This is a genomic window from Nocardioides sp. OK12 (assembly GCF_024341885.1).
Classification (GTDB): Bacteria; Actinomycetota; Actinomycetes; order Propionibacteriales; family Nocardioidaceae; genus Nocardioides; species Nocardioides marinisabuli.
In genome coordinates, this window is the sequence record NZ_BNET01000002.1 from 377,542 (window position 1) to 390,411 (window position 12,870).

General features: G+C 64.2%; 9 protein-coding genes. All 9 read left to right on the forward strand.

Annotated features, from left to right (window positions below; all coding sequences use genetic code 11):
* The first annotated feature begins 1,129 nt into the window (after nucleotides 1-1,129).
* Complete coding sequence (locus tag OCU29_RS05980; RefSeq protein ID WP_261819176.1) at nucleotides 1,130-4,573, forward strand: ATP-binding protein; 3,444 nt, start codon at nucleotides 1,130-1,132, stop codon at nucleotides 4,571-4,573.
* Nucleotides 4,574-4,610: 37 nt separating this feature from the next.
* Nucleotides 4,611-5,054 carry a hypothetical protein gene (locus OCU29_RS05985; protein ID WP_261819177.1) on the forward strand — a complete coding sequence of 148 codons (444 nt, stop codon included), beginning with the start codon at nucleotides 4,611-4,613 and terminating at the stop codon, nucleotides 5,052-5,054.
* A 38-nt stretch (nucleotides 5,055-5,092) separates the two neighbouring features.
* The gene (locus OCU29_RS19830) at nucleotides 5,093-5,653 is read left to right on the forward strand and encodes a type II toxin-antitoxin system VapC family toxin (RefSeq protein ID WP_368858955.1); all 561 of its coding nucleotides are present in this window, start codon (nucleotides 5,093-5,095) and stop codon (nucleotides 5,651-5,653) included.
* A 164-nt stretch (nucleotides 5,654-5,817) separates the two neighbouring features.
* Nucleotides 5,818-6,639 (forward strand): hypothetical protein, encoded by an 822-nt coding sequence (locus OCU29_RS05990; protein ID WP_261819178.1) that lies wholly within the window; start codon nucleotides 5,818-5,820, stop codon nucleotides 6,637-6,639.
* A 316-nt stretch (nucleotides 6,640-6,955) separates the two neighbouring features.
* Entirely contained in the window at nucleotides 6,956-8,242 is a 1,287-nt protein-coding gene (locus tag OCU29_RS05995; protein ID WP_261819179.1) for an O-acetylhomoserine aminocarboxypropyltransferase/cysteine synthase family protein, read from the forward strand.
* 17 nt (nucleotides 8,243-8,259) lie between these two features.
* Complete coding sequence (locus OCU29_RS06000) at nucleotides 8,260-9,390, forward strand: homoserine O-acetyltransferase (protein WP_261819180.1); 1,131 nt, start codon at nucleotides 8,260-8,262, stop codon at nucleotides 9,388-9,390.
* 242 nt (nucleotides 9,391-9,632) lie between these two features.
* Complete coding sequence (locus OCU29_RS06005; RefSeq protein WP_261819181.1) at nucleotides 9,633-10,037, forward strand: hypothetical protein; 405 nt, start codon at nucleotides 9,633-9,635, stop codon at nucleotides 10,035-10,037.
* Between the two features lie 207 nt (nucleotides 10,038-10,244).
* Nucleotides 10,245-10,649 (forward strand): hypothetical protein, encoded by a 405-nt coding sequence (locus tag OCU29_RS06010; RefSeq protein WP_261819182.1) that lies wholly within the window; start codon nucleotides 10,245-10,247, stop codon nucleotides 10,647-10,649.
* Between the two features lie 130 nt (nucleotides 10,650-10,779).
* Entirely contained in the window at nucleotides 10,780-12,522 is a 1,743-nt protein-coding gene (locus OCU29_RS06015; RefSeq protein ID WP_261819183.1) for a DUF4012 domain-containing protein, read from the forward strand.
* The last annotated feature ends 348 nt before the right edge of the window (nucleotides 12,523-12,870 follow it).

The following is a 12,870-nucleotide window of genomic DNA, read 5'->3' on the forward strand; positions in this document are numbered from 1 at the left end:
ATCTTCGGGTCGGCGAGCGCAAGGCCTGAGTCCCGAGACACCGACACTCAGAGGCGCCCCAACAGGGTCGCGCCTGCCGTCGTCCGGTACCTGAAGTCCGAGCGGTCAACAGTTGGTCAGCACCGCACTCAATCGCGGCACCGAACGGCCACCGCGTGGAACATAACCCCGATCCTTCAGACAGCCGTCCTTCGCGTCGGGGCGTTGCGGAAGTCGCTGCGCCGCCATGAGTCGACACCTACAACCCTGGCGCTGGTTGTCGACCCATCGGCGGAGGACTTCGATGCGAACGATATCGGGTCCGATTCGGTCGCGCGCGGGACGGTGCGCATCGTCGACGGCCAGCACGACGAGGTCAACGAAGGCGACCCGACCTACGGCCCGCGGTGGCGCTCAGCCGACGACACTGAGGTCGAGCGCGAGCCGCCGACCTGGGTGCCGGGCTGTTCCGAGACAGGGCCTAGCAGTGAACGAGCAGACCGCGGTCGCGGAGCTCGAGTCGCTGGCCGACGACGTGACGAGGGTCGGGAGGGGGCGTCGCCACGTTCGAGGCCGCCGGGCTCGAGGGGGCCTGCGTCACGGCGACGGCGACTGATGCCAGTCGACACCCGCGTACTGGGTTCACTGTTGCGCTGGGCGGCTGCTGTGCGAAGGAGTGGCGTACGACGAGCAGTTCGTGGCTGCGCCGAGGTTATGGTCGACGCCGGGCGGCAGGTCGATAGTGAGGGCGAGCATCGGAGAGCAGGAGTTTGAGGCGTGAGCACCTGCCGCGCAACGACTGGCGCCTTACGCTGCGCCGCAGCCCGCTCGAGGGCTCAGACGCGCTCGTCTTCGTCCTCACGGGCTCGCCGCCGGCATCAGCATTCCCGGCACCACTCGCGTCCCCGCGTAGGCCGAAGAGGTTCAGCTCATGATGCCGCTTGACCAGGCGTAGGCCTCGCCAAGTTGAGGGTCGTGGACAGCACGAGTCTGATGGTCGCCTACCGGCCTGCGTGCAAGCATCGACGTGCCGCCACCGTCATGACGAATTCTGAGGCTTAGTGAGCCAGAGCTGATCGGCAGTCGAATCTGGGGATTCGAATTTCTTGAATCCTCGGACAGTTGCGGGTGACAAACCTAACCTGTTCCGGTGCCCCCTCAGATCGAACTCCGCGAAGCGCTACGTGCTGAGATACCCGACACCGTATATGACGCTCAACGGCTTGCAGATTTATCGGGCGAGCCGCTCTCGCGTGTGCTCCGTAAGTCTCTGTTAGCGGGCGTCCGATCGGACTCGGACGGGCTCGAAGCGGCCGTACGGCTACTAAGCGATGCTGTGGAAGTTGATGAGGACACTGGCGGATACAGCACCGGAGCGTTACTTGGGCGGCTTGCCAAAGGGGCGACACCCGAGGTCGTGGTGGACCTCCTCCAAGCATGCTTGCGCGCCGACATAGTTGTGCCGCTCGACCGCTTGGGGGTGATTGCAGACGCCTTTGCCAACAAGGGACGCCTCGACCTGGTGAAGTTTTGCCACGAGTACGCGGAAGGAACTGGTCAGCCTATCAATGCTTTCTTGTGGGCCGCAACGATGCGCGCACATCAGGTGGCAAGCGATGCAGATGGGGCAGTGCGCACCTTTGCTCAGGTGCCTAGCCCGACGGTGCATCACTTAACCCCTTTTATTGACACGCTCATTGCCGCGCGACGGTATGGGGAGGCGGTCGAGGCGTGGGAAGCGTTCGATAAGCGCGGCACGGAGGGAGATAATCCGTCGTTGCTTATTCGTATAGCAGCGGCGATCGCCGACACGCGGCAACCGGGCCGAGCTGCAGCTTTCACAATCCAACAGATTCAGCGCGGCGTGCCGTTCCGGCCAGCAATGTTCACTCCGCTTTTTAGCGTGTTCGCCCGACAGCAGCAGCATGTTCCCGCGCTCGAATTAGTCGAGGCCATTCGTGCGCAAGGCATACCGCTGTCTGACCGAAATTTGGACGACTTTGTCAGCACTTTTCGAGGCATTTCTGACCCAGCGATCCTCATCGACTTAGCGCCTCGACTGAACCGCTTGCTTCGAAGGACTCACTGGGCTCGACTCATCAGCACCTCACTTCTGCCGGGTGATTTCAACCCCGAGTGGTTGCATGTCGTGAAGGGTGCGTTCGAATTTGAGAAAGACGAACTTGCAGGCATGCCAGTCGTTGAGAACCTCTCACCTGGCCTGTATTCGAAACTCCTTTCCATATGCGTGTCAGCTTCAGACCGGGGATCGCTGCGATGGCTAATTCGTCATCGCAAGACTGTGAGTGTTGAGCAGTTTCAGGTGGCTCTGCGGTTAGCGTCAAGCCTAGGAGAGGCCGAACTTGCCAGACAGCTCGTCGCGGAAATGTTCCAGCGCGGCGTCAAGCCTGATCGCTCTATCTTCGAGCTAGCCGGGGAAAGTTATAGCGGATCGCTCTCAGCAGTGCCTGATCGTTTCAAGGCGAGAGTGCGGACGGAGGGCGGCGGGAATCCTGAGGCACTTGCCCAGTTGTTTGTCAGCGTCGTGCTGCAGGTGTACGCGGAGACGAACCAAGCATCCCAGGCCAATCACATACTTGCTAAGTTTGATGGCTGGCCTCCACTCACCTCGTGGGACGTGGTCGAGGTGTCGCTGCTGGAGGTATCTTCACGGCGCTCAGAGGACGTCAATGATTTTATCGCGGCTCTCGAACCAACTTTGGGTAGGGTCCCGGACCGGCTGCGCGGCCGTGCCGCGCTGGAGGTCGCCCGTACCGGCAACGTGGTGGCGCTACGCGCGCTGCTCGGCGACCGACAGGGCCGACGCGAGCTGACCCGGCGCCGCGCCGAGGTGTTGTGCTTAGCGAATGCATATCACCGCCTCGACCGAGGCCGTTCTTATTTCCGATCCCCACCTCGCTCCAATGCTAGGGGGGACAACTGGATTCCTAATGTTGCCGACGAGGTAGCCATGGTCGAGGCTCTATGCGAACCCATCGACCTGAAACGGGCTAGAGATTTGTGGTCCAGGAACGGCGAGGCTTGGGCGTCCGCGCTCCCGTTGACACTTTGTCTGCACTTCCTTCGTCAAGCTCGAAGGCCCTCCAACCAGACGGGCCGGATTTTGGACGCACTGTCGATTCGGTTTCCAGACTCTCGAGGAATCATTGAGGAGGTGGCCGATCTTCTTGACCTTCGCGCGGGGTTGGGCGAAGAGCTGTTGTCACGCCTATTGCAGCCGGCTGCGGATGTGACGTATCCGCGGGCAGAAGCGTATATCCGGTCTGCACTGCCTGAGCCAGCAGATCAGGAACGTGCCCTCGCGCGGTTCAAAGCATCTGCGCGTGAAATTCCCCCGGGAGGTCGACCGCAACTCTTATTGAGGGTTGTTGTGGATGCTCTCGCGCTGAACAGGCAGCCCGAAGCCATCCGCCGAGTTTTCGCTGAGTTCACAGTGCTCACCGAGCCTGACTGGCAGTCGTGGGCGCACCTCCAAGTCGCCCACGACGACGACCCCGAACTAGTGCTTGGGGTCACGGTGGAGATGACCCGTGCGGGGACGACGCCTCATCTCCGAAACCACAGGCTTGTGGTCAGGGCCTTTACCCGAACTGGCCGCCTCGACGACGCTGAGGCGTATGTCGCCTCCAATCAGACAGGACTGTCGGCGAAGGAGGTCGTTTCGCTGGTGGGGCAGGTTCTAGTTGCCGCCGCGAACGTCGATGATCTCGATCGGGCAAAGCGACTACGGGATCGCATTTGGGAAATGTCGGAGGCGTTGCCGACTGGCGCTGAAGCGGCGCTTCACGATGCTCGTGTACGCGCTGGACTTGATAATCCCATCGTAGGTACAGCGGCGGAAAGCGTGCAGCTAAAACTTGACAGTTTCGTCCAAGACTTTGCCCATGACCTGCACAATATGTTGGGTCGGGTGTGGGTGCGTGTCGAAAATGCTATCGAGGTGCTCGAGGAAAACGGAGACGTTGAGGTCGCTTTGCGGCAGTTAACCCCGATTGAAACGGCGGCACGCGAGCCCATTCAGGAGCGCTTGGATCACTGGCGCACGGTCGCGGATGCCGACGCAGCGGATGAAGAGAACTGCGATGTCGCGCAAGTAGTTCGACGAGTTTTCGCACTTTATCGTCGGGAAACCAATCTCGGGGTTCGGTTCGAGTGCACTATAAATCCGGGCGCCGTGATGGTTCGGATGTCCACCTTCCAGTTGGACCTTGTGTTGCGCCACCTAATCGACAACGCAGTTAAGCATCTCCGCAGGGTCGACACCAACCGGCTGGTTGAGGTTCGGGCTAGCGAAGTCGGCGCCGAGACCAGTCATGACGGTCAGCGTTGGATTCGTATCTCAGTGTATGACTCCGGCCCCGGCATTCCCCCTGAGCACAGGACTGCGATCTATGAGTCAGGCTTCACCACTAACCCCGAGCGTGGGATCGGGCGTGGCCTTGCCATCGTGAACGGCGTTATCAAGGCCACCGGCGCCAGCATTAGTGTCGAAAGTCGCTCGGAAGCCGAGTGTGTCGACGGCCAGCACTCTTTCACTCAATTCAACTTGATGGTCCCCCCGTCGATTGCCTAGCCCCAAAGGATATGACAACGTGATAGAACATTTAGTTGTGGTGGACGACCGTGAAGACGGTCGGGATATTGCCGCAAGCCTGGCCGATCTACTTGGGCTGGAACTGCTGCAGTTCACTCATCCGAATGAAGCGTTACAACCGTTGCTCGGTCTCGATCGACCCTTCATTCTCATCTTGGATCACAACTTTGAGGACGAGGAAGTGCAGGGGTATCACCTGTGCAATGAACTTCGCCAGCAGCATCCGTTCGGATTGATTTTGCCGATTGTTTATCTTTCTGGGTATATGGACGGTGCCAGCTTCATCTCCCTCATGCACGATCAATTAATCTTTGCGCCCACTGCATTCATTTCGAAAGGGGATCATGGGAGGCTGAAGCCGATCGTGCGCAGCATTCTGAGCACTTTTGACGGGATAGTCGAAACCGCACAGCGACAATCGTCCACGCAGGCGTTATCCGCCTTGGCGGAGTGGTACTGATGCTGCGGCCGCATGTGGTTCTCTCCTCTACCGAGGATATGCGGTCGGTCCCCCTTGTCGTGATCGACACGAATGCGGTACTCGATATAGCTCTGCATGCCCAGCGGTGGTTCACGTCGAAATTTGCTGGATTCACGCTGGTCGTTCCACCAATCGTGCTTGCCGAACTTGCCACTAAGACTCATGTTCAGGCGTATGCCCAATCCGAATCGCTGTCTAGCGCCACGCGACATGCGGCGCGAGCCTCACTCATGCAACTGAGCCAACCCGGTTCGCCCTGGCCTTCGCACGGTGCTGCGACCACCGTAGTGGGCTACCCCAGCATGAAACTGTGGTCGGCGATTAGTCGACAGCGTCAGTGCAGCCAAGCCGATTGCTCCGACGACTGGCTGCAATGGAGTAGTTATGACGGTAACGGCCGACGCTTCAGCAGCCCAGCTATGGCGGACCACCAAGTGCTAGCGACGGCTTGGGGGTTAGAGCAAGACGGGCACAGAAACACCATGCTTCTAACCAGTGACGGCGACCTCAGTCGGGCTTGCCGACGCTTTGGGGTGGCTGTGAGTGGCGTTCCGCGCGAGAGGCGCCGTGGGGCGTAGTTGTGTTCATTCTCCGCAAACTCACTCGGGCATCCCATGCTGGGAAACGTTTGGCGGCGGCGCTCTCGGTGGGGCTGTTGGTCGGTGTGGTTCTCGTTACCGATTGGCCTCTCCCCGGGCTTCTCAACTTCGGTACAGACATATTTTGGCGCGACCATGCGTTGGTGTCGGGAGTTGTGGGATCGGTGCTGCTGCTAGGTGCGGGGTTGCTGACCTACGACGTCGAACGTGACATCAGAAGAGACCGCGTTAGGCGCCGGGTCGAGAATCTAATGTTTCACTCGCTGTCAGGATCGTTGGCTGATCTGGCGCATCGGATGCCAGCTCTTAGACGAGAGATCGATGCCGCGTACCGGCCCGGGGCCGAGGTTGCTCCCGACGCCCGCTCCATCCGCGACGCCCTGCGCTATTTGACCGAGGAGTTGCGCCATTGGCAGGTCGTGTCGTTGACCCTCGCCCATGGTGAGGAGCCTCGCAGTGCCGAGCTCGTCGGGCGTCAACTCGTTCTTGCGAACCAAGCTCGTGGGCATCTCGTCAACCTTGCCCGTTCAAATGGCCGCCGGCAGGCAATTGCAAGTTTTAGCAATTTTGCATCCGTCCTTAGTGATATGGGCGCTAACCACGAATTGCTATGTTGGGCCACCCAGGAAAATGTGAATCTGCAAGAATGCCGACGATCGGTCGGCGTAACGGCCGATCTGAATGACAGTGATTTTATCCGTGCTTACGGCACTTTTCGTTCGGGTCTTGGTGGATTCCACGCGACGGGGACACCTGGCATTGAACCGGCGCTCCGGTTCTACGACGCGGCGTTCGACCCCCGGGAGCATGAGTGGCAGGAACTCATCGAAGCGCGCCACGACGCCGCCGATCGTCTTAGGGCTGGCAGCCTTGGCCTCAGCGGGCACCGTTTGGAACGCGGTGCAAGTAAGCCACTGGGCGGCGGCGTGCTGCATGCAGCGATATCGAGAGTGGCGGTCAACTGATCGGACGGTGACAACTTTGACCGGCTTGATGGTGGGCGCCCATCGTGGGCCGGGTCACTAGGAGGGGATGCGAAGGCGGAAGTGAACGGTTGCTTCCTGTCTTGCGGTGCCGGCGCTGGAAGAGAGTTGCTAGTCAGGTCCCTCGGCGGACCCCAGCAACCGTTTCGCCTTGGCTCCTCGGGCCCTCGACCTGGACCCCTCAGCGGCAAGCACAGCCCACCAAGCGGACACACCCCCAGCACACCCGGAGCCCTCGCTACCTTCGGCAAAGTCAGCAGCCGCTGACCCGACGCCAGCCACCTGAGCAGGAGCACCGATGACGCACCGCCCCGAGACCCTGGCCGTCCACGCCGGCCAGGAGGAGGCCGACCCGGCGACGAACGCCCGGGCCGTGCCGATCTACCAGACGACGTCCTACGTCTTCGACGACACCGACCACGCGGCGAACCTCTTCGCGCTGGCCGAGCCGGGCAACATCTACACCCGCATCATGAACCCGACCCAGTCGGTCTTCGAGGAGCGGATGACCCAGCTCGAGGGTGGCGTGGGGGCGCTGGCGACGGCGAGCGGCTCGGCGGCGACGACGTACGCCGTGCTCAACCTCTGCTACGCCGGCGACAACATCGTGGCGCTCTCGACGCTGTACGGCGGCACCTACGCGCTGTTCGCGCACACGCTGCCGCAGTTCGGGATCGAGGTGCGCTTCGTCGACCCGGAGAAGCCCGAGGACCTGGCCAAGCACGTCGACGAGAAGACGAAGATGGTCTTCGGCGAGACCGTCGGCAACCCCAAGATCAACGTGATCGACCTGCCGGCCTGGTCGGAGGCGGCGCACGCGCAGGGCCTGCCGTTTGTGGTCGACAACACCGCGCCGACGCCGTACCTGGTGCGGCCCTTCGAGCACGGTGTCGACGTCGTGGTGCACGCCGCGACGAAGTTCATCGGTGGCCACGGCACCTCGATCGGCGGCGTGATCGTCGACTCGGGCAACTTCGACTGGGCGGCGCACTCCGACCGCTTCCCGGGCCTGACCAAGCCCGACCCGGCCTACCACGGCGCGGTGTGGACCGAGGCCGCCGGCCCGGCGGCGTACATCATCCGGGCCCGCACGGTGCTGCTGCGCAACACGGGTGCTGCGATCACCCCGATGAACTCGTGGCTGTTCCTGCAGGGCCTGGAGACCCTGCACCTGCGCATGGAGCGCCACAGCGCCAACGCGCTCAAGGTCGCCGAGCACCTGCAGGGCCACGACGCGGTGTCGTGGGTCAGCTACCCCGGCCTGCCCGACAGCCCCTACAAGGCGGTGGCCGACAAGATCCACACCGGCCACGGGTACGGCGGCCTGCTGAGCTTCGGGGTGAAGTCGGGCCGCGAGGGCGGCAAGAAGTTCATCGAGGCGCTCGAGCTCTTCAGCCACCTGGCCAACATCGGCGACGCGAAGTCGCTGGCGATCCACAACGCCACCACCACCCACAGCCAGCTCACGCCCGAGGAGCTGGTGGGCGCGGGCGTGCCGGAGGACATGGTGCGCCTCTCGATCGGCATCGAGAACGTCGAGGACCTGATCGCCGACCTCGACCAGGCCCTCGCCGCGACCAGCTGACGCAGGAGCTCCGACCTGTGAGCGGCCCGCTCCTCGACGCCGTGGCCCAGCGGGTCGTCCTCGCCTCCGAGGACGACCCGCTGCGGCTGCGTGGCGGCAAGAGCCTCGAGCACGTCGAGGTGGTCTACGAGACGTACGGCGAGCTGTCGCCGGCGCGCGACAACGCGGTGTTCATCTGCCACGCGCTGACCGGCGACGCGCACGCCGCGGGCTACCGGCGCGGGGAGGACCCGCACACCGCGAAGCCGGGCTGGTGGGACCGGATGATCGGGCCGGGCAAGCCGGTCGACACCGACCGGTTCTTCGTGATCGCCCCCAACATCCTGGGCGGCTGCTCGGGCACCACCGGCCCGATGAGCATCGACCCGGCGACGGGGGAGCCGCGCTACCTCGACTTCCCGCTGCTGCACGTCGCCGACCTGGTCGCCTGCCACCGCCGGCTGCTGGCCCACCTCGGCGTCGAGACCCTGTGCGCCGCCGTGGGCGGCTCGATGGGCGGCATGCAGGTCCTGCAGTGGGTGATCGACGAGCCGCAGCGCATCGAGCGCGCGGTCGTGGTCGCGGCCTCGTCGCGGCTGACCGCGGAGAACATCGCGTTCTCCTCGGTGGCCCGGCAGGCGATCATGGCCGACCCGGAGTTCCACGGCGGGCGCTACGCCGAGCACGGCGTCGTACCGCGGCACGGGCAGAAGGTGGCCCGGATGATGGCCCACATCACCTACGTCTCGCCGCAGTCGCTGGAGACCCGCTTCGACCACCAGCGCGACTCAGCCGGCGACGACCAGTGGCGCCTGGAGCCCGACTTCGAGGTCGAGCACTACCTGCAGCACCAGGGCGAGACGTTCCTGGGCCGTTTCGACTCGCTGTCCTACCTCTACCTGACCCGGCTGATGGACTACTTCGATCCGTTCGCCGACGAACCCGTCGCCGAGCGCCTCGTCGGCTGCCCCACCCGCTTCCAGGTCACCTCCTTCTCCTCCGACTGGCGCTTCGACACCGCCCAGTCCGTCCGACTGACCGAACAGTTGCAGGCCCTCGGCGTCGACGCCGACCACGCCGAGGTCCACAGCCCCTACGGCCACGACTCCTTCCTCCTAGACCCCCCGGGCTACCTCGACCGCGTCGCCACCTTCCTCCAGTCGTCGTAGGCACCTCGTTGGTCGAGCAGTGAGACGCCCCAGCGCCGGACGTCGTCGAGACCCCGCAACAACCAAGACCGCCGTACGCCGCTGCCGCAGTGCGGGCCGAGCAACGGACTGCCCAGTGCCGAGCGTTGGCAGAGCAGGCAACGTCCAACACCACGCAGGCCGCTCGTCGCAGTGATCTCAGCTCGGAGCTTTACCCTTCATCTCGGCGACCGGCCGCATCCTCCAGAAGAAGGACACCATTCATGCACAAGCTCATCGCTGCGTCTGTCGGCGCCGCTCTGCTGGCCCCAGGCGCCGCGACCAGTGCATCCGATGGCCCGTACACCTCGCCATTCGGCACTGACGTCGCGTTCAGGGCGCCGAGCAAGGTCGCGATCGGCGAGAAGATCAGGGTCAAGGTCAGGGTGAGGACCGACGGCGACGCAGGGGAGGTATGCACCGGCGACCTCGCCCTCTTGGTGAAGAACGATGACGACGTTGTCGTCAAGCACTCCCGCAAGCCTGTAGACAACCGCAGGGAGTTCGGCTTCAAACTGCGCAGCGAGGGGCCGTACCGCCTTGCGGTGAAGTACCAGCGGGGCGACGACGACCCGTGCGGCAAGTCCCGCGAGGGCAAGGACCTGCGCGTCACCAAGCGCGGCTCCTGAGCCCCACCCGTCGGGTCGCGGATCGCCGAGCTGGCGACCAGGGGCAGGGGTTACTGTCTAGTACGCGATCCGTTCCGGATGGCCAGCGCGTTACGTTTGCGTCAAATGTCGGGACGGATGTACGGGAATGGCCCGACATGTGCTTATCTTTACCCGTCAACTACGTCTCAGGCGCCGCAGCGTGCCTCTATGGGGAGTCTCAGCCATATGAAGAAGATCATCGCCGCGTCTGTCGGCGCCGCCCTGCTCATCCCGGGTGCCGCGACCAGCGCGTTCGCCGACCCGTACCCCGTCACCCAGCCCACCGACACCTCGTTCAACGCGCCCTCCAAGGTGACCATCGGCGAGAAGATCAAGGTGCGCGTCAAGTCCAACACCGACGGCGACGCCGGCGCGGTCTGCACCGGTGAGTTCGTGCTCATCGTCAAGAACAACAACAACGAGGTCGTCAAGCAGGCCCGCAAGCCTGTCGACAACACCAAGACCTTCCGCTTCAAGCTGCGCAGCAAGGGCTCGTACCGTCTCGCGGTCAAGTACCAGCGCGGCACCGACGACCCGTGCGGCAAGTCGCGCGAGGGCCAGGACCTGCGCGTCTCCAAGCGCGGCAACTGATCTAGCCCCACCGCACTACCCGAAGGCCCCCGAGCTCGGCTCGGGGGCCTTCGGCGCGCTGGGCCGGTCGGCTGCCCGGCACTGCCTGCCCACCATCTGCTGAGCTCAACTACGACGTTAAGGTTCCCCCATGTCGCGGCTCCGTCTGGTCCTTCTTCTCATCGGTGGCGTGACGGTGGTACTCGTCGTCCTGGGTGCCCTCATCGGGTGGCGCGCCCTGCAGGTCAACGACGCGCTCCAGGACGCTGTCGACGACGCCGGCGTGCTCCGGGACTCGCTCCAGACCGAGGACGAGTCGCGCATCGACGCCGCACTCGCGTCCCTGCAGGAGTCCTCCTCAGACGCTCAGCAGGCGACGGGCGGATGGATCTGGGGCCTCGCCACGTTCCTGCCGATGATCGGCGACGACGCCAGCGGTGTCCGCGCAGCGTCGGAGGTCGTCGCTGACTTGAGCAACGACGGTCTCGAGCCGCTCGCCCGCACGGCCACCGAGCTCGACGGCCTGCTCCCCGAGGACGGGGGTGTCGACATCGAAGCTGTGCGCGACTTGCAGGGCCCCGTCCAGCAGGCCGCGACCGCGCTGGCCGAGGCGGAGGCCAGGCTCGCTGAGGAGGACTCGTCGGGGTACATCGACCGGTTCCGCGACAAGTTCCGCGAGCTGCAGGCACAGGTCCGCGCCGCGGCCGCCGCGACCGACTCTGCCTCCGTGGCGGTCGAGGTGCTGCCCGAGCTGTTGGGCGAGGACGAGCCCAAGGACTTCCTGCTTGTTTTCGAGAACAATGCGGAGATCAGAGCCACAGGTGGTCTCCCCGGCGCCTTGTCGATCCTGAGCACCGATCAAGGACGGATCTCGCTGGGTCGTCAGGTCGCGGCGAACTCCTTCGGCGAGCGCCAGGAACCGGTGCTGCCGTTGACGAAGCAGGAGGCAGACATCTTCGGTGAGCAGCTCGGCACCTACGTGCTCGATGCCAACTTCACCGCTGACTTCCCCCGCGCCGCTGACCTGATCCGTGCGCGCTACGAGGAGGTCTACCCCGAGCGGCTCGATGGCGTGATGTCCATCGACACAGTGGCCGTCAGCTACCTGCTCGAGGCCACCGGACCGGTCACCGTCGGCGACTACGAGATCACCGCTGACAACGCCGTCGACATCCTGCTGCACCAGGCTTACCTCGACATCCGCGACCCGGCCGCGCAAGACGTCTTCTTCCGTCTGGTTGCCAAGGCTGTCTTCGACCGCATATCCAGCGGTGAGGTCGGCAAGCCGCGGGATCTCCTCCTGGCGCTCACGAAGTCGGTGGACGAGGGACGCGCGCACGTCCGCCTCTTTGACGATGGTCTGCAGGAGCAGATAGTCGAACGCCGGGTGGCAGGCGCCACGACCGACGCGGACGGCAGCTCCGACGCCATCAACGTGTCCCTGCTCGACGGCACGGGGGCCAAGATGTCGTACTTCCTGCGCTACGACGTCCGGGGTATGCCTGCCGGGTGTGTCGACGGTCGCGAGCGCATCCAGGTGCGGGCGACGTTGACCTCGGGGGCCCCGCAGGACCCGTCAGGCCTGCCCGACTACGTCACCGGCGGCGGCGACTTCGGCGTCGAGGTCGGGAAGCAATTGGTCAGCGTGCAGCTCTTCACTCCGTCCGGTGGCACTGTGGAGAACTTCGAGATCAACGGTGAGGACTACGACGTCAAGGATCGAGCGCTGGGAGACCGCTTCGCCAGCACGGCGTTCGTGCTCGTCGAGCCTGGTGGCAGCGCTGACATCGCTTGGGAGATCACCGACCCAGCGGGTGGCGCGCCCACGCCGCTGCTGGTGACCCCCGGTGTCGAGCCCGGTAGCCAGTCCAGCGTGGTGGCCGCCGGTTGCTGAAGGAGGGCTGGCCGGGCCAGCGTCGGTAAAGCAAACGCCGCGGAGCGTTGGGCTGGTGGTGGGCGGCGTTCCCGCCTCAGGCTCTTGGAATGACATGCGCGACTGTCGCTGAGGCGGCGGTGATGGGGCCCAGACTGGGTGGATGGTCGACCTAGATCGCGCCAGTGCTTTCTGGTCGGTCCAACCACTTGTGGCCTTGGCCTTGATGGCGCCCCCAAGGCGGGCCCACTGCCGGGGTACGCCCGCAAGCTGGCATCCGGCAGCGCTGAGGCGTGGAGCTCCCCCAGAGGCACGCTTGGGCACGCCGCAAGGCCGGAGTCCCGGGACACCTCTGACCGCTCTCCAGAC